Source organism: Streptomyces fulvorobeus, from assembly GCF_013167895.1.
In the GTDB taxonomy this organism is placed as follows: Bacteria; Actinomycetota; Actinomycetes; order Streptomycetales; family Streptomycetaceae; genus Streptomyces; species Streptomyces fulvorobeus.
The window spans coordinates 3,124,404-3,140,623 of sequence record NZ_BLWC01000001.1; the positions used below are offsets into that span (position 1 = coordinate 3,124,404).

Consider the following 16,220-nt stretch of genomic DNA (forward strand, 5'->3'; position numbering starts at 1 on the left):
GGCGTGGGCGAGCTTGCCGACGGGCCGGGGGCCGGGGTCGCGGGCGGTGCCGTGCCCCGCGGCGGGAGTGCTCACTTGTCCGTCTCCTCGGCCCGCGACGCCCGCGATGCCCGCGCCGGCGCGTCGGCCTCCGGAAGGTCGTCGGAGGTGACGGACCACCAGGGGAGCACACGGTAGTGGGGCCGGGTGCTGATCTTCTCCTCGCTCCAGGGCGGTGCCGGGACGGACCGTACGGAGGAACGAACCTGGATGCGGTCGACCGTGCCGCCGTAGTCGTGCTCACTCAGGCGCAGCATCACGATGCGCCGGACGTAGCGCTCGGAGAGGTCTCCGCGCACGCCGTTGGGACGGTTCTCGCTGTCGTGCGAGTTCAGATAGAAGTCCCAGCCGCGACGGAGCTCGTTCTGGTCGACATGGCTCGGGAGGAGACTGCCGCGTATCGCCTCGCCGTCCTCGCTGGACAGGCTCATCCAGGGGGTGGTGCGGCGGCCCTCGTCACCCGCCACTTCGGCGCGCACGTGCACGGAGACGTTCTGCTGGAGCGGATTGGGGGCGAAGAGCTTCCAGTTCTGCTCGAACTCCGGGTACACCCACTCGTCGATCGCCTCGCCGTGCTGCTTCGTCAGGGTGTTGGACGGTGCGACGTGCAGGAACACCATGGCCAGGTGTACGGCGCCGAGTGCCCCCACGAGCGCCAGCGCCAGGGCTGCGACCACCTGGTACGGCATCGAGAGGCCGGCTATCCCCACTATGCGGGGGCCGGCGGCCCCGGGCAGGTCCTCGCCATCCGGGTAGGCATCCGAGTCCAGCGGGTGACCGTCCTCGGCCTCGTCCGCCGTGTCCGAAGTCGCGCCTCTCCCCGCGTCCTGCTGGGGGGACGGGACCTGCGGCTCTCCGCCGTCCGGACCGCCGCTCGGCTCCTCCGGCCCGTGGCTCACCGCCTCCGGCCAGGCGGCCTTCCGCTCGCTCTCGGCACCCCCGCCGTGCTCCGCAACCATCCCGCCCCGATCCCCGTTGATCACCACTTGGTTATCCACAGGGTTGACACCCTACGGGCCGTCGACTCACCATTGAAGCCATTGAACCGAACGATCGGTCGGTAGGGAGTCCGGGATGGCGGCAGTGACTGCGCACCAGCAGAAGCACGCGGCAGCAGGCATGGCGGACAGGGCACAGGACGCGGCACAGGACCCGGTCCGCGCCGCGGCGTTCGACGCGGCGGTGGCGGCCGACGACCGGATCGAGCCGCGCGACTGGATGCCCGAGGCGTACCGCGCCTCACTGGTCCGCCAGATGGCCCAGCACGCCCACTCGGAGATCATCGGCATGCAGCCGGAGGCCAACTGGATCACGCGCGCGCCCTCACTGCGCCGCAAGGCGATCCTGATGGCCAAGGTCCAGGACGAGGCGGGACACGGGCTCTACCTCTACAGCGCCGCCGAGACCCTGGGCACCAGCCGTGAGGAGCTGCTCGACAAGCTCCACGCCGGGCGCCAGCGCTATTCGTCGATCTTCAACTACCCGACGCTGACCTGGGCGGATGTCGGTGCGATCGGCTGGCTGGTGGACGGCGCCGCGATCACCAACCAGGTGCCGCTCTGCCGCTGCTCCTACGGCCCCTACGCCCGCGCGATGGTCCGGATCTGCAAGGAGGAGTCCTTCCACCAGCGGCAGGGTTACGAGCTGCTGCTCGCCCTCAGCCGGGGGACCCCTGCTCAGCACGAGATGGCGCAGGACGCGGTGAACCGCTGGTGGTGGCCGTCCCTGATGATGTTCGGTCCCCCGGACGAGGCATCGGCCCACTCCGAGCAGTCCATGGCCTGGAAGATCAAGCGGCACTCCAACGACGAGCTGCGCCGACGTTTCGTGGACATCTGCGTCCCCCAGGCCGAAGCGCTCGGGCTCACCCTTCCCGACCCGGACATCCGGTGGAACGAGGAGCTGGGCCGGCACGACTTCGGGGACATCGACTGGACGGAGTTCCAGGAGGTCCTCAAGGGCAACGGGCCCTGCAACGAGCAGCGCCTCGCCCAGCGGCGTACGGCTCACCAAGAGGGCGCCTGGGTCCGCGACGCGGCGGCGGCCTACGCGACGAAGCACGCGACGGGACGGCCCGGATCCACCGGTACGACCACGCAGCCCGGGGAGGCGACGGCATGAGCAGCTCCATCGACTGGCCGCTGTGGGAGGTGTTCGTGCGCTCACGGCGCGGGCTGTCCCACACCCACGCGGGCAGCCTGCACGCCCCGGACGCCGAAATGGCCCTGCGCAACGCGCGCGACCTCTACACCCGCCGCTCCGAAGGCGTCTCCCTCTGGGTGGTCCCGTCGACGGCGATCACGGCCTCCTCGCCGGACGAGAAGGACTCGTTCTTCGAACCGGCCGGTGACAAGCCCTACCGGCATCCCACGTTCTACGAGATCCCGGAAGGGGTGAAGCACCTGTGACCGCGGCCCTCGCCCTCGGCGACGACGCGCTGGTGCTCTCCCACCGGCTGGGGGAGTGGGCAGGCCACGCCCCCGTGCTGGAAGAGGAAGTGGCACTCGCCAACATCGCCCTCGACCTGCTGGGACAGGCCCGTGTGCTGCTCTCCCTCGTCGGCGACGAGGACGAGCTGGCCTATCTACGCGAGGAGCGGGCCTTCCGCAACGTCCAGCTGGTCGAGCAGCCCAACGGCGACTTCGCGCACACCATCGCCCGGCAGCTCTTCTTCTCCGTCTACCAGCACCTGCTGTACGAGCGGCTGGCGGCCGGGGACGGCACGTTCGCGGACCTCGCGGCGAAGGCCGTCAAGGAGGTCGCCTACCACCGCGACCACGCCGAGCAGTGGACCCTGCGCCTCGGCGGCGGGACGGCGGAGAGCCACGAGCGCATGCAGCGCGGACTCGACGCGCTGTGGCGCTTCACCGGCGAACTCTTCCAGCCTGTCGAGGGCACCGGTGTCGAGAGCATCGGCGTCGACTGGCAGGCGCTCCGGGCCGAGTGGCTCGCCGCCGTGACGGATGTGGTGGAACGGGCCACCCTCACCGTCCCGACAGGCCGGCAGTCGGGGGCCTGGCAGGCCGGGGCCGGAAGGCAAGGGCTGCACACGGAGTCCTTCGGCAAGATGATCGCCGAGATGCAGCACCTGCACCGCAGCCACCCGGGGGCGTCATGGTGACCCTGACCGGCCTGGAGGCGGAGCTGTACGGGCTCGCCGGCTCCGTACCCGATCCGGAGCTTCCCGTGCTGACCCTGGAGGAGCTGGGCGTGATCCGGGGTGTCCGGATGGACGGCCCCGACAGCGTCACGGTACGGCTCACGCCGACGTACACGGGCTGCCCGGCGATCGAGGCCATGTCCGCGGACATCGAGCGGGTCCTGCACGACCGCGGGATGAGGGACGTCTCGGTGGTCACCGTCCTCGCCCCGCGTGGTCGACGGACGACATCAGCGACGAGGGGCGGCGCAAGCTCGCGGAGTTCGGCATCGCACCCCCGCGGCCCCAGGGCGGCTCCGGCGGACCGGTGCCCCTGACCCTCGCTGTGCGCTGTCCGCACTGCGGGTCGACCGATACGGAGCTGCTGAGCCGTTTCTCCTCCACCGCGTGCAAGGCGCTGCGCCGCTGCGTGGCCTGCCGCGAACCGTTCGACCACTTCAAGGAGTTGTAGATGTTCCATCCGCTCCGGGTCAGCGCGATCGAACGGATCACGGACGATGCGGTGGCCGTCACCTTCGCCGTGCCGCCCGAACTGCGCGAGACCTTCCGCCACACGCCGGGCCAGCACCTCAACGTGCGGTACAGCCTCGACGGCCAGGAGATCCGCCGGTCCTACTCGATCTGCGCGCCCGCCCTCGACCCACCGGCCGACCCGGTGCTCCGGGTGGGCATCCGCATGGTCGACGGCGGGCGTTCTCCACGTACGCCCTCAAGGAACTGGCCGTCGGGGACCAGGTGGAGGCGATGCCCCGATGGGCCGCTTCGTGCTCCGGCCTCGGCCGGGCTCCTTCGCCGCGATCGTCGGCGGCAGCGGCATCACGCCGGTCCTCTCGATCGCGGGGACCTTGCTGGCCCGCGAACCCCAGGCCCGGTTCTGTCTGATCCGCAGCGACCGGACCGCGGCCTCGACGATGTTCCTCGACGAGGTGGCCGACCTCAAGGACCGCTATCCGGCCCGCTTCCACCTGGTCACCGCGCTCTCCCGGGAGGAGCAGTCGGCCGGTCTCCCATCGGGCCGTCTGGACCGGGAGCGGCTCACCGGCCTGCTGCCGGCCCTGCTCCCCGTCACGGAGATGGACGGCTGGTTCCTCTGCGGGCCGCTCGGTCTCGTCCAGGGGGCGGACAGGGCGTTGCGGGAGCTGGGCGTCGACCGTACCCGTATCCACCAGGAGATCTTCCACGTCGAGGACGGCCCGGCCCCCGCACCTCGGATCGACGCACCCACGGACAGCACCCTCACGGCGACGCTTCACGGCCGCTCCGGGAGCTGGCCGGTGCAGGGCGCGGAATCCCTGCTGGAGACGGTGCTGCGCAGCCGCTCGGACGCCCCGTACGCCTGCAAGGGCGGGGTGTGCGGCACGTGCCGCGCCCACCTCGTCTCGGGCGAGGTGCGGATGGACCGCAACTTCGCCCTGGAGCCGGAGGAGACGGAGGCCGGCTTCGTCCTGGCGTGCCAGTCGCATCCCCTGACCCCGGAGGTGGAGCTCGACTTCGACCGCTGACCGCACCCGGCCGCACCGGCCGCGCGTGGCCGCCACCTACCGCCCCGGCACCGTGAGCCCTGGCCTGTTCCCTGTTCTAGCACTGCCGCCGGACCTGCCGCCGGACCTGTCACCGGACCTGATCGCCAGACCCTGATCGCTCCGGGCGCGGGGCTCGCCCGCGCCGATCTGCTGATCCTCACGCGCGGCGCGCGAGTGCGGCGCCCGAGTGCGGCAACGGCCGGGCTCGGTCGGGTCCCGCTCTGACCAGCGCTCGCCGGGACCGGCAGCAGCACACGAAGGCACCGGGGAGGCACTGGGCGCCCTGTCGGCCGCCCAGTGCCCTCGGCTGATCACTCAGAGGACGAAGGCCGGGCTCGCACCCTCCGCGACCATCGGCCGTCCGGCCTCGTCCCACGCCTGCATACCGCCGTCGATGTTCACCGCGTCGATGCCCTGCTGGACCAGATACTTCGTCACCTGGGCCGACCGGCCCCCGACCCGGCACATCACATGGACGCGCTGTCCGTCCTCCGCCGCCTCGGTCAGTTCACCGAAGCGGTCCACGAAGTCGCTCATCGGGATGTGAAGCGCGCCCTCGACATGCCCGGCCGCCCACTCATCGTCCTCCCGGACGTCCAGCACGAAGCCGTCCGACGGCACTGCCGCAGCGTCCACCGAGGGCAGCGGGGCGAAATTCATGGGTCATGCCTTCTCTCGTATGTCATGGCAGGGACACCGGAAACGCTACTGCACCAGGTCCGCCAGCTCGGCCTCTCGCCGGGAGACGTCGGCCAGCAGCTTCTCGCCGATGTCCTCCAGCAGCCGGTCCGGATCGTCCGGCGCCATGCGCAGCATCGAACCGATGGCGCTCTGCTCCAGCTCCTGGGCCAGGACCGTCAGCAGTTCCTTGCGACGGCTGAGCCACTCCAGGCGGGCGTACAGCTCTTCGCTCTCGCTGTACCGGGCCTCGGGTGCGACCGGCCCCGCCTCCCACTCCTGGACCAGCTCCCGCAGCTGGGCCTCGTCGCCACGGCCGTAGGCGGCGTTCACCCGGGTGATGAACTCGTCGCGGCGCCGGCGTTCCTTCTCGTCAGGCGCCAGATCCGGGTGCGCCTTGCGTGCCAGCTCGCGATAGAGCTTGCGGGCCTCCTCGCTGGGCCTGACCCGCTTGGGGGCCGGACGGGCTGCTCGGTGAGCATCGCGGCGGCCTCGGGGACAGGCCGTCGGAGTCCATCCAGTCGTGGAACAGCTCCTCCACCCCAGGCATCGGCATGACGATCGCGCGCGCCTCCTCGGCCCTGCGCACGTCCTCCGGATCTCCTGTGCGGGAGGCATGGGCCTCAGCGATCAGCGCGTCCAGCTCGTCGAGCCGGGCGTACATGGGGCCGAGCTTCTGGTGGTGCAGCCGGGAGAAGTTCTCGACCTCGACCCGGAAGGTCTCCACCGCGATCTCGAACTCGATCAGCGCCTGCTCGGCCACCCGCACGGCCTTGGCGAGCCGCTCCTCCGGACGAGGAGGCACCACACTCTCAGCCGGGGCGCCATCGGGCCGGCTGCCCTGCGGCTCCCCCGGTCAGCGGGCTGTGCCTCCTGCCGGTCATCGTCATTCCGGGTGGTCGGCCGGTCATCGTCATTCCGGGTGGTCGGCACCCCGGCGGCTTCGTGGGTCACTCGTCCAGCGTATGGCCAGGACCGGCCCCCGAGGACGGCCGGTCGCCCGGATCTCCCTCAGACACCGAGCTCCGCGGCTATCCTCCCCGCCGCGACGGCCCGCACCAGCTCGGCGTGGTCCGCTTCCGTCCGGTCGGCGTACGCCACGGCGAAGGAGGCCATCGCCTCGTCCAGCTCGGTGTTCTTGCCGCAGTAGGCCGCCAGCAGACGGGGATCGGCGCTGTGCGCGTGGGCGCGCGCCAGCAGCGCACCGGTCATCCGCCCGTAGTCGTCGACCTGGTCGGCCGCCAGCGCCGCCGGGTCCACACTGCCCTTGCGGTTCCTGAACTGGCGGACCTGGAAGGGCCTCCCGTCGACGTCGGCCCAGCCGAGCAGTATGTCGCTGACGACCTGCATCCGCTTCTGCCCGAGCACCACCCGGCGTCCCTCGTGTCCGGTCTCGGCCACGTCGAAGCCGACCTGCGGCAGATAGGGCGCCAACGCGGAGGGCCGAGCCTCCTTCACCTGGAGCACCAGCGGCTCACCCCGGTGATCCAGCAGCAGCACGACGTAGGACCGCGTGCCGACGCTTCCCGTGCCGACCACCCGGAACGCCACATCGTGGATGGCGTACCGGGCCAGCAGGGGCACACGGTCCTCGGAGACCGTGCTCAGATAGCCGCCGAGCCCTGCGGCGACCGCCGCGGCCTCCTCGTCCGGCACCCGGCGCAGCACCGGCGGCGCATCGATGAAGCGGCGCCCGCCGTCCTCGCACTCCTCCGTGGATCTGGCGGCGAAACGGGCGCTCGTGTTGTTGCGCGCCTTCTCCGAGACCCGCTCCAGAGTTCCGGCGAGGTCCCGCGCGTCCGTGTGGGAGACGAGTTCCTCGTCCGCGATCGCGTTCCACGCGTCGAGTGCCGACAGCCCGGCCAGCAGTCGCATCGTCCGGCGGTACGCGCCCACCGTGTCGTACGCGCCCTTGCGGCAGGTGTCCTCGTCGGCGCCCGCCTCGCGGCCCGCGAGGACCAGTGAGGTGGCCAGCCGCTTGAGATCCCACTCCCACGGGCCGAAGACCGTCTCGTCGAAGTCGTTCAGATCGATGACGAGATTTCCCCGCGCGTCCCCGTACAGGCCGAAGTTGGCCGCGTGCGCGTCCCCGCAGAGCTGCGCGCCCACCCCGGTGACCGGCGTACCCGTGAGGTCATGGGCCATCAGGCCCGCGGAACCGCGCAGGAACGCGAACGGGGTGGCCGCCATCCGCCCCACCCGCATCGGCGTCAGCCCCGGCACGCGGTCCCGGTTCGACTCCTCGACCGCCTGCACCGCGTCGGGCCGCCCTGGAGGGAGGACCAGCCGGCTGTGCGCGGAACGCGCCACCTTGCCTCTCAGCGCCTTGCCCGCCGCCTTCACCGAGCCGCCGGCCCCCGCCGCATCGGGCGACCCCAGGGCCACGCGCCGTGCGAAGCCCGGCACCACCGGAATGCGAGCGGCGCCCGCTCCGCCGTGCTGTTCCCGTGCAGTCGTCTCGGTCTCACCCATGGAACGCCGCCTCCCCCGTCTCCCGGCCGTCCACCATCAATTTCCGATGACCGTACTCCCGTTCGCCCACAAGCGTCCGACCCTGTGGACAAGTCGTGGATCACGCGGCGCACCACGATGACCTGCGACTCCCCACCGGTCATACGGCGACGGTCTCCTCCATCTCCTCCTCGACGGCGACCGCACCGGCGCCGGCGACCGCACCGGCGGCGCCCACCCCGGCACCAGCAGCACCATCGGCAGCAGCCCGCCGCCGCCACCGAGCCTCCGCCCAGCCGGCCACTCCCACGAGTGCCAGACCCGCCACGAACCACAGGGTCAGGACGAGCAGGTGACCGCCGAGTGCGTGGCCACCGAAATACACATGGCTGCGAACCCCCTCGACGAAGCCCGCGCCGTTCCAGAACGAGTGCAGCGCACCGAAGAACCCGGGCTGCACCTCGGGCCGGAAGACGCCGCCCGAGCTGGTGAAGTTGAGCATGACGAACAGCACCATCAGGGTGAGCGTCGTCCAGCGCCTGAGGAAGGTGTGCAGGCCCACTCCGATCAGGAGAATGCCCGCCGAGTAGAGCCAGGCCATCGCCCACAGCCCGCCGAGGCCGTGCTCCACCAGGCCGAACACGGGTCCGGCGAGCGCCGCGCCGATCACGCTCACCACGAGCGAGGCCCCGACCGCCAGCGCCGCCCTCATCCGCAACGCCAGTGCCGCGCCCGCGCCACCGATCACCGCGACCGAGGCGTACGAGCCGATGCTCACCACGACCAGCAGGAAGAAGATGCCCTGCCCCGTCGGGTCCCCGTCCGCGGACGGGGCCACGTCCGTCACAGTGAGCGGGGCGCCCTGGCCCGCCGCCACCTCCGTGAAGACCTTCTCCACGACCACGGCGCTGGTGTCCGAGGAAGCGGTGGCCACGAGCAGTTCAGGGCTCTTCCCAGGCAGGTACGCCCCGTAACTCGCCTGAGTCCTCAGGTGATCCACGGCCGTCGCGCGGTCGGCCACCGTGCGCACGCCGAGCGCGCCGTCACCCTTCTCCTGAAGCGTCTGCGCGAGCACCCGGGCGGTCGGCCCGGAGCCGACGACGTCCACCGGCAGGTCGTGCGGGGCCGGGGCATGGAAGGCACCCAGATACGCGAATCCCATGCCCACACACATCAGCAGCGGCGTCACGAGGTGGCTCAGTACATGCCGCAGCGCGGCGGCCGACGAGCCGGAGGCGTTGTTCGGGCCTGCGGACATCGAAAAACAGCTCCAATGGTTGGCTTTTACAACTCCATTTCCGTTGTACTATACAACTGAATATCGAAGAGGGCGGAACCGGCCAAAGGCGGAGCAGTGTCAGACGCATCCCAGAAGCGCGAGGAGTCGCTGGACGTCATCCAGCGCGAACTGACCGCCTTCGCACGCCGCGCACGCTCAGCAGCCGCGCGCCTGCACCCGGAACTGCCGCTGGTCTCCTACACCCTGCTGGCCCATATCGACGAACAGCACGGCTGCCGCGCCGCCGATCTCGCCGCGCACTACATGCTCGACAAGTCGACCGTCAGCAGGCAGATCGGAGCCCTGGAGAAACTGGGCATGGTGGAGCGGCACCCGGACCCCGCCGATCACCGCATCCAGGTGCTGCGGCCCACCCAGGCGGGCACGCAGGCCCTCGCAGCGACGAAGGCCAGCCGCCGGGCGGCCTACCGGGAACGCCTCGGCGAGTGGACAGCGCACGACCTCGCCCAGTTCGCGCGGTACCTTCTGCGCTACAACGCCGCCGGTGACGCGACGGCGCCGTAGCGGCCCCCGCCACCGCACCCACGACAGCCTCCGGAGCGCCGCCCGCGCGCCCACTCGGCCCAAAGCGGGCGTTTCACGTGAAACAAACCACAGCCGCACAACGAGAAACGGCCGCCATCGTGACTACGATGACGACCGTTCCCGTTACTGCTGAGCACCGACCTGCGATGCCCCGTTGTGCGCGAGGGGGATTTGAACCCCCACGTCCCTAAGGACACTGGCACCTGAAGCCAGCGCGTCTGCCGTTCCGCCACTCGCGCATGAGTGTTGTTTTGAGACTCTCTCACCGTTCGGTGTGAGCGCCTGGCGACATCCGGAAGATTAGCACGATGGACTGGGTGGATTCACATCCGTAGTTTCGGCGAACACGTGAGGGGCAGCGGGAACGCGGAGCCTCCGCCCCCACTCCTTCAGACCGCACCCCACGTGCGGGACACTGTGCGGAGGTCACCTCTACGATCCGTGTGAGGGGTGACACTCATCCACAGGGCAGACAAGGGGAACCAGCCGATTTCCCGACGCGTGGATACGATCAGTAAGCAGTACAGGGACGACGACACCGGAGGAGGTGCCCCATGGGAGTCATGAAGCGTTTCGAGCAGCGTCTCGAAGGTCTGGTCAACGGCACCTTCGCCAAGGTCTTCAAGTCCGAGGTGCAGCCGGTCGAGATCGCAGGCGCCCTCCAGCGCGAGTGCGACAACAACGCCACGATCTGGAACCGCGAGCGGACCGTCGTCCCCAACGACTTCATCGTGGAACTGAGCGCACCCGACTACGAGCGGCTCAGCCCCTACTCCGGACAGCTCGGCGACGAACTGTCCGGTCTCGTACGGGACTACGCCCAGCAGCAGCGCTACACCTTCATGGGCCCGATCAAGGTCCACCTGGAGAAGGCCGACGACCTCGACACCGGGCTCTACCGTGTCCGCAGCCGGACGCTCGCGTCGAGTACGTCACAGCAGGGCCCGTCCGCCCCGCAGGCCGGCGCCTCCCCGCACGCCCAGCCGAACAGGCCCGGCCCGGGGCGGCCCGCCGCCCCGCAGGCCCCGGGCGGCTACGGCTACCCCCCGGCCGCCGCACCTCCCATGCCCGCGGCCCCGCCGCCCGGCGGGGGAAGGTCCGGCGGCCCCGCGAACGACCGGCGCCCGTCCAGTACGCCCGGCCCCCTGCCGGACACACAGGTACGGCGCTGGATCGAGATCAATGGCACCCGCCATCAGATCTCCCGCCCGACGTTGGTGATGGGTCGAAGCACCGACGCCGACGTGCGGATCGACGATCCCGGCGTCTCCCGCCGGCACTGTGAGATCCGGACCGGAACGCCCTCGACGATCCAGGATCTCGGGTCTACCAACGGCATCGTGGTAGACGGGCAGCACACCACCCGCGCTACGCTCCGCGACGGCTCACGGATCGTCGTGGGCAGCACCACCATCGTTTACCGGCAAGCCGAAGGGTGAAGCGGGGGCAATGTCAGAGCTGACCCTGACGGTCATGCGGCTAGGTTTCCTAGCCGTTCTGTGGCTGTTCGTGATCGTGGCCGTCCAGGTCATCAGAAGCGACCTGTTCGGAACGCGCGTCACGCAGCGCGGCTCACGCCGCACTGCCACCGACGCGCGCCCGCAACAGGGGCGCCAACCATCCGCTGCTGCTGCTCCACCGCAGCAGCGCCAGCAGCCCGGGCGCCAGCGCCGCGGGGCTCCCACCAAGCTGGTCGTCTCCGAAGGCACCCTGACGGGTACCACGGTGGCGCTCCAGGGCCAGACCATCACCCTGGGCCGGGCGCACGACTCAACGATCGTGCTGGACGACGACTACGCGTCCAGCAGGCATGCCAGGATCTACCCGGACCGTGACGGCCAGTGGATCGTCGAGGACCTCGGGTCCACCAACGGCACGTATCTCGACCGGACCCGGCTCACCACCCCGACGCCTGTTCCGCTGGGCGCGCCGATCCGCATCGGCAAGACCGTCATCGAGCTGCGGAAGTAGTACGACAATGAGCGAGCGGAGCGAGCGAGCCGCGGCGGTCCTTACGACGGACCCGGCCCGGCTCCCGACCGGAGGGTGGGCAGTGTGGCTCGAGACCGGCTGTACCCCGAACCGACGGGCGAGGTGCGCATGAGCTTGTCCCTGCGCTTCGCCGCCGGATCGCACAAGGGCATGATCCGGGAAGGCAACGAGGACTCCGGCTACGCCGGCCCCCGCCTTCTCGCCATCGCCGACGGCATGGGCGGCCAGGCGGCCGGAGAGGTCGCCAGCTCCGAGGTGATCTCCACGCTCGTCCAGCTCGACGACGACGTGCCCGGCTCCGACATCCTGACCTCGCTCGGTACGGCGGTCCAGCGGGCCAACGACCAGCTGCGGCTGATGGTCGAGGAGGACCCCCAGCTGGAGGGCATGGGCACCACGCTCACCGCCCTGCTCTGGACCGGCCGGCGCCTCGGCCTGGTCCACGTCGGGGACTCCCGCGCCTACCTCCTGCGCGACGGCGTGCTGTCGCAGATCACCCAGGACCACACCTGGGTGCAGCGTCTCGTCGACGAGGGCCGCATCACCGAGGAAGAGGCCACCACCCACCCGCAGCGCTCCCTGCTCATGCGGGCGCTCGGCAGTGGCGACCACGTCGAACCCGACCTCTCCATCCGCGAGGTCCGGGCCGGTGACCGCTATCTGATCTGTTCCGACGGGCTCTCCGGAGTCGTCTCCCACCAGACGATGGAAGAGACCCTGGCGAGCTACCAGGGCCCGCAGGAGACCATTCAGGACCTCATCCAGCTGGCACTGCGCGGGGGCGGTCCCGACAACATCACCTGCATCGTGGCCGACGTCCTGGACGTCGACAGCAACGACACCCTGGCCGGCCAGCTCAACGACACCCCGGTCGTCGTCGGAGCGGTCGCCGAGAACCAGGCCGCCCAGCACAACGACGGCGGGGCCATGCAGACCCCGGCGGGCCGCGCGGCCGGACTCGGCCGCCCCGTCCCGCCGCCCGCCGGCGGCTTCGGCCCGCCTGGCAGCGGTGACGACGACGGCTACGGCGGAGCGCCGGACGGCGCCTTCGGCCAGTACACCGACGACGACTTCGACAAGCCCCGCGCCGGCCGCACGTGGCTCAAGCGGTCCCTGTACGCCGTCCTGGCGCTCGCCGTCATCGGCGGCGGCCTCTACGGCGGTTACCGCTGGACGCAGACGCAGTACTACGTCGGCGCCCAGGGCGAGAACGTCGCACTGTTCCGCGGCATCAGCCAGGACCTCGCGTGGGTATCGCTCTCGAAGGTCGAGAAGAACCACCCGGAGATCGAACTCAAGTACCTCCCGCCCTACCAGCGCAAGCAGGTCGAGGCGACCATCGCCGAGGGCAGCCTCGGCGACGCCCGTATGAAGGTCGGCGAACTCGCCGCCCAGGCATCCGCCTGCAAGAAGGACGCCCAGCGCCGCGCAGCCGAGGCGGACAGCAGTTCCCGCACCGGCGAGGGCGAGGCCGGGGACACCGCCGGTGCTCCCTCAGACAAGACTTCCGCCACGTCCTCCACCACGGGGACCACGCCGACCGCAGCGACTCCCACTCCCGGCCCCAGCCTCTCGGAGAAAGAGAAGAAGCTGGTCCCGCAGTGCGGTAAGCAGTAAGCCGTAGGGGGCCTCAGCACCATGAGCGTTGTCACCAACACGACCACCATCGGCGCGATCGACGCACCGAGCCGCCGCAACACCGAGCTGGCGCTCGTCGTCTTCGCCGTCGTCATCTCGGTGTTCGCCTACGCCAACGTGGGCCTCGCCCTCAACGGCGAACTGCCCTCGGGCATGCTCGGATACGGGATCGGGCTCGCCCTGCTCGGAGGCGTGGCCCACCTGGTCGTGCGGAAGTTCGCCCCGTACTCGGACCCGCTGCTGCTGCCGCTGGCCACCTTGCTGAACGGGCTGGGACTGGCGCTCATCTGGCGCCTGGACCAGTCCGAGCGCTTCCAGGCACTCGACACCTTCGTACCCGCCGCCTCCAAGCAGCTGCTGTTCTCCGCGGTGGGCGTGGGACTGATGGTCATCGTGCTGGTGGCGCTGAAGGACCATCGGCTCCTCCAGCGCTACACGTACATCTCCATGGTCGTGGCGCTGTTCCTGCTGATCCTGCCGATGTTCTTCCCCGCCGTGAACGGTGCCAAGATCTGGATCAAGATCCCCGGTGTCGGCACGATCCAGCCGGGCGAGTTCGCCAAGATCATCATCACGGTCTTCTTCGCCGGCTACCTGATGGTCAAGCGCGACGCGCTCGCGCTGGCAAGCCGCCGCTTCATGGGGCTCTACCTGCCGCGAGGCCGCGACCTCGGGCCCATCCTCATGGTCTGGGCGTTCTCGATCCTGATCCTGGTCTTCGAGACCGACCTCGGTTCGTCCCTGCTGTTCTTCGGCATGTTCGTCGTCATGCTGTACGTCGCGACCGAACGCACCAGCTGGATCGTCTTCGGGCTGCTGATGTCCGGAGCCGGCGCCGTCGGTGTGGCCACCTTCGAGCCCCACGTCCAGCAGCGCGTCACCGCCTGGCTCGACCCCTTCGCGGGCTGGGGCAAGGAGGACGCGAGCGAACAGATGTCCAAGTCCCTGATGGCCTTCGGCTCCGGCGGCACCCTCGGTACCGGCCTCGGCCAGGGCAACTCCGACCTGATCGGCTTCGCCGCCAACTCCGACTTCATTCTCGCCACCGTCGGAGAAGAGCTCGGGCTGGCCGGCATGATGGCCGTCCTGCTCGTCTACGGCCTGATCGTGGAGCGCGGTGTCCGCACCGCCCTCGCCGCCCGCGACCCGTTCGGCAAGCTCCTCGCGGTCGGCCTCTCCGGCTCCTTCGCCATCCAGGTCTTCGTCGTCGCCGGTGGTGTCATGGGGCTCATCCCGCTGACCGGTATGACCATGCCGTTCCTCGCGGCGGGTGGTTCCTCCGTGATCGCCAACTGGGCGCTGATCGGCATCCTGATCCGTATCAGCGATACCGCCCGCCGTCCCGCCCCGGCACCCGCGCCCTCCACCGACGCCGAAATGACCCAGGTGGTCCGGCCGTGAACAGGCCGCTGCGCCGGATCGCGATCTTCTGCGGGATCCTCGTCCTCGCCCTGCTGGTGCGGGACAACTGGCTCCAGTACGTCCGCGCGGACGAACTGAACGGCCACGAGTACAACCGCCGCGTCCAGATCGAGCGGTACGCGCACGAACGCGGCGACATCATCGTCGACGGCCACCCGGTCACCGGCTCCGTCCGGACCACTGGAAGCGACTTCACGTACAAGCGCGTCTGGAAGAACGGTCCCATGTGGGCGCCCGTCACCGGTTACTCCTCGCAGGCGTTCGGCGCCTCCCAGCTGGAGAGCCTTGAGGACGGCGTCCTCTCCGGCAACGGCGACCAGCTCTTCTTCGACCGGACGCTGTCGATGGTCAGCGGTGAGAAGAAGACCGGCGGCAACGTCGTCACCACGCTCAGCGGCGCCGCCCAGAAGGCCGCCTTCGAAGGTCTCGGCAGCAAGAAGGGCGCGGTCGCGGCGATCGATCCGCGGACCGGTGCCGTGCTGGCCCTGGCCAGTACCCCTTCGTACGATCCCTCCGTCTTCGCCGGCGATTCGCTCAAGGACTCGGAGGCCCGGCAGAAGCTCCTCCAGGACGAGGACAAGCCCATGCTCAACCGGGCTCTGCGGGAGACCTACCCGCCCGGCTCGACGTTCAAGGTCGTCACCGCCGCCGCGGCGCTGGAGAACGGTCTGTACGACGACATCGACGCGAAGACCGACTCCCCGCTCCCCTGGACGCTGCCGCAGACGAGCGTCCCGCTGAAGAACGAGGGCGACATCCCGTGTGAGAACGCCTCCCTCCGGGAAGCGCTCCGGTGGTCGTGCAACACCGTCTTCGGCAAGATGAGCGACGACCTCGGCAACGAGAAGATGATCGAGCAGAGCGAGAAGTTCGGCTTCAACAGGGAGATCCTCACCCCGGTCCGCGCCGACGCGAGCATCTACCCCGAGGACAACCGGCCGCAGAACGCGATGGCGGGCATCGGTCAGGCGTCCAACCGCACCACCCCGCTCCAGATGGCCATGGTGGCCGCCGCGATCGCCAACGACGGCAAGCTCATGCGGCCGTACATGGTCGCCGAGCGCCAGGCGCCCGACCTGGACGTCATCGACACCCACCAGAAGGAGCAGCTCGCTCAGCCGCTCACGGCCGGGAACGCCAAGAAGATCCAGCAGATGATGGAGACCGTCGTCAACAGCGGCACGGGAACCAACGCCCGGATCGACGGCGTCACAGTCGGAGGCAAGACCGGTACGGCCCAGCACGGTCTGAACAACAGCGAGAAGCCGTACGCCTGGTTCATCTCGTACGCCAGGACCGCCAGCGGCTCCCCGGTGGCCGTGGCCGTGGTGGTCGAGGACGGCAACGCCAACCGGGACGACATCTCCGGTGGTGGTCTGGCCGCCCCGATCGCCAGGAACGTGATGAAGGCGGTCCTGGACAGCACGTGAGGCCCGTCACGGCGGCCCTCGTACCGGCGGATCGGGATACCGGTCGGATGTCAGCTGCCGGG

General features: G+C 70.1%; 13 protein-coding genes, 1 tRNA gene and 3 pseudogenes. 11 read left to right on the top strand and 6 right to left on the bottom strand.

Annotated features, from left to right (window positions below; genetic code table 11):
- Positions 1-71: 71 nt before the first annotated feature.
- A complete protein-coding gene (locus Sfulv_RS14105) occupies positions 72-998 on the bottom strand; it encodes a DUF5819 family protein (RefSeq protein ID WP_173314024.1) in 927 nt (308 codons plus the stop codon).
- 115 nt (positions 999-1,113) lie between these two features.
- On the opposite strand from Sfulv_RS14105, the gene paaA reads away from it, so the two are divergent.
- From paaA to Sfulv_RS14130, 5 genes and pseudogenes are all read left to right on the top strand, one after another.
- A complete protein-coding gene (gene paaA / locus Sfulv_RS14110; protein WP_173314025.1) occupies positions 1,114-2,160 on the top strand; it encodes a 1,2-phenylacetyl-CoA epoxidase subunit PaaA in 1,047 nt (348 codons plus the stop codon).
- Positions 2,157-2,447, top strand: a complete 291-nt coding sequence (gene paaB, locus Sfulv_RS14115) for a 1,2-phenylacetyl-CoA epoxidase subunit PaaB (RefSeq protein ID WP_173314026.1) — start codon at positions 2,157-2,159, stop codon at positions 2,445-2,447. Before paaA ends, paaB begins: the two co-directional genes overlap by 4 nt.
- On the top strand, positions 2,444-3,160 hold the full coding sequence (gene paaC, locus Sfulv_RS14120; RefSeq protein WP_173314027.1) for a 1,2-phenylacetyl-CoA epoxidase subunit PaaC: 717 nt from the start codon (positions 2,444-2,446) through the stop codon (positions 3,158-3,160). Before paaB ends, paaC begins: the two co-directional genes overlap by 4 nt.
- A pseudogene (gene paaD / locus Sfulv_RS14125) lies at positions 3,154-3,650 on the top strand (1,2-phenylacetyl-CoA epoxidase subunit PaaD). The gene paaC and the pseudogene paaD overlap by 7 nt, the downstream one beginning before the upstream one ends.
- Positions 3,651-4,701, top strand: a pseudogene (locus Sfulv_RS14130) (2Fe-2S iron-sulfur cluster-binding protein).
- 336 nt (positions 4,702-5,037) lie between these two features.
- Here the strand turns inward: Sfulv_RS14130 and Sfulv_RS14135 are convergent.
- The 4 genes and pseudogenes from Sfulv_RS14135 to Sfulv_RS14150 form a co-directional block, all read right to left on the bottom strand.
- Positions 5,038-5,382, bottom strand: coding sequence for a rhodanese-like domain-containing protein (locus Sfulv_RS14135; RefSeq protein WP_173314028.1), 345 nt, complete (start codon positions 5,380-5,382; stop codon positions 5,038-5,040).
- 45 nt (positions 5,383-5,427) lie between these two features.
- Positions 5,428-6,354 (bottom strand): annotated as a pseudogene (locus Sfulv_RS14140) (J domain-containing protein).
- A 57-nt stretch (positions 6,355-6,411) separates the two neighbouring features.
- Positions 6,412-7,872 (bottom strand): DUF2252 domain-containing protein, encoded by a 1,461-nt coding sequence (locus Sfulv_RS14145; RefSeq protein ID WP_173314029.1) that lies wholly within the window; start codon positions 7,870-7,872, stop codon positions 6,412-6,414.
- A 139-nt stretch (positions 7,873-8,011) separates the two neighbouring features.
- Positions 8,012-9,109 (bottom strand): ABC-2 transporter permease, encoded by a 1,098-nt coding sequence (locus Sfulv_RS14150; protein ID WP_173314030.1) that lies wholly within the window; start codon positions 9,107-9,109, stop codon positions 8,012-8,014.
- A gap of 96 nt (positions 9,110-9,205) precedes the next feature.
- Here Sfulv_RS14150 and Sfulv_RS14155 point away from each other — a divergent pair, with 96 nt between their 5' ends.
- Entirely contained in the window at positions 9,206-9,655 is a 450-nt protein-coding gene (locus Sfulv_RS14155) for a MarR family winged helix-turn-helix transcriptional regulator (RefSeq protein WP_173314031.1), read from the top strand.
- A gap of 177 nt (positions 9,656-9,832) precedes the next feature.
- Here the strand turns inward: Sfulv_RS14155 and Sfulv_RS14160 are convergent.
- Positions 9,833-9,916 (bottom strand) — tRNA-Leu (locus tag Sfulv_RS14160).
- 314 nt (positions 9,917-10,230) lie between these two features.
- Between Sfulv_RS14160 and Sfulv_RS14165 the strand changes: the two genes are divergently transcribed.
- From Sfulv_RS14165 to Sfulv_RS14185, 5 genes are all read left to right on the top strand, one after another.
- Positions 10,231-11,115 (top strand): FHA domain-containing protein, encoded by an 885-nt coding sequence (locus Sfulv_RS14165; RefSeq protein WP_173314032.1) that lies wholly within the window; start codon positions 10,231-10,233, stop codon positions 11,113-11,115.
- 10 nt (positions 11,116-11,125) lie between these two features.
- Positions 11,126-11,647 carry an FHA domain-containing protein FhaB/FipA gene (locus tag Sfulv_RS14170; RefSeq protein ID WP_173314033.1) on the top strand — a complete coding sequence of 174 codons (522 nt, stop codon included), beginning with the start codon at positions 11,126-11,128 and terminating at the stop codon, positions 11,645-11,647.
- Between the two features lie 129 nt (positions 11,648-11,776).
- Positions 11,777-13,285, top strand: a complete 1,509-nt coding sequence (locus tag Sfulv_RS14175) for a PP2C family protein-serine/threonine phosphatase (protein ID WP_173314034.1) — start codon at positions 11,777-11,779, stop codon at positions 13,283-13,285.
- A gap of 21 nt (positions 13,286-13,306) precedes the next feature.
- Positions 13,307-14,707 carry an FtsW/RodA/SpoVE family cell cycle protein gene (locus Sfulv_RS14180; protein ID WP_173314035.1) on the top strand — a complete coding sequence of 467 codons (1,401 nt, stop codon included), beginning with the start codon at positions 13,307-13,309 and terminating at the stop codon, positions 14,705-14,707.
- Positions 14,704-16,158, top strand: a complete 1,455-nt coding sequence (locus Sfulv_RS14185) for a peptidoglycan D,D-transpeptidase FtsI family protein (protein ID WP_173314036.1) — start codon at positions 14,704-14,706, stop codon at positions 16,156-16,158. The genes Sfulv_RS14180 and Sfulv_RS14185 overlap by 4 nt, the downstream gene beginning before the upstream one ends.
- Positions 16,159-16,220: the final 62 nt, after the last annotated feature.

Excerpts from the sequence above, each read along its gene's own strand:
- Sfulv_RS14105 (WP_173314024.1), bottom strand. The coding sequence starts at position 998 with ATGGTTGCGGAGCACGGCGGGGGTGCCGAGAGCGAGCGGAAGGCCGCC.
- paaA (WP_173314025.1), top strand. The coding sequence starts at position 1,114 with ATGGCGGCAGTGACTGCGCACCAGCAGAAGCACGCGGCAGCAGGCATG.
- paaB (WP_173314026.1), top strand. The coding sequence starts at position 2,157 with ATGAGCAGCTCCATCGACTGGCCGCTGTGGGAGGTGTTCGTGCGCTCA.
- Sfulv_RS14135 (WP_173314028.1), bottom strand. The coding sequence starts at position 5,382 with ATGAATTTCGCCCCGCTGCCCTCGGTGGACGCTGCGGCAGTGCCGTCG.
- Sfulv_RS14145 (WP_173314029.1), bottom strand. The coding sequence starts at position 7,872 with ATGGGTGAGACCGAGACGACTGCACGGGAACAGCACGGCGGAGCGGGC.
- Sfulv_RS14150 (WP_173314030.1), bottom strand. The coding sequence starts at position 9,109 with ATGTCCGCAGGCCCGAACAACGCCTCCGGCTCGTCGGCCGCCGCGCTG.
- Sfulv_RS14165 (WP_173314032.1), top strand. The coding sequence starts at position 10,231 with ATGGGAGTCATGAAGCGTTTCGAGCAGCGTCTCGAAGGTCTGGTCAAC.
- Sfulv_RS14170 (WP_173314033.1), top strand. The coding sequence starts at position 11,126 with ATGTCAGAGCTGACCCTGACGGTCATGCGGCTAGGTTTCCTAGCCGTT.
- Sfulv_RS14175 (WP_173314034.1), top strand. The coding sequence starts at position 11,777 with ATGAGCTTGTCCCTGCGCTTCGCCGCCGGATCGCACAAGGGCATGATC.
- Sfulv_RS14180 (WP_173314035.1), top strand. The coding sequence starts at position 13,307 with ATGAGCGTTGTCACCAACACGACCACCATCGGCGCGATCGACGCACCG.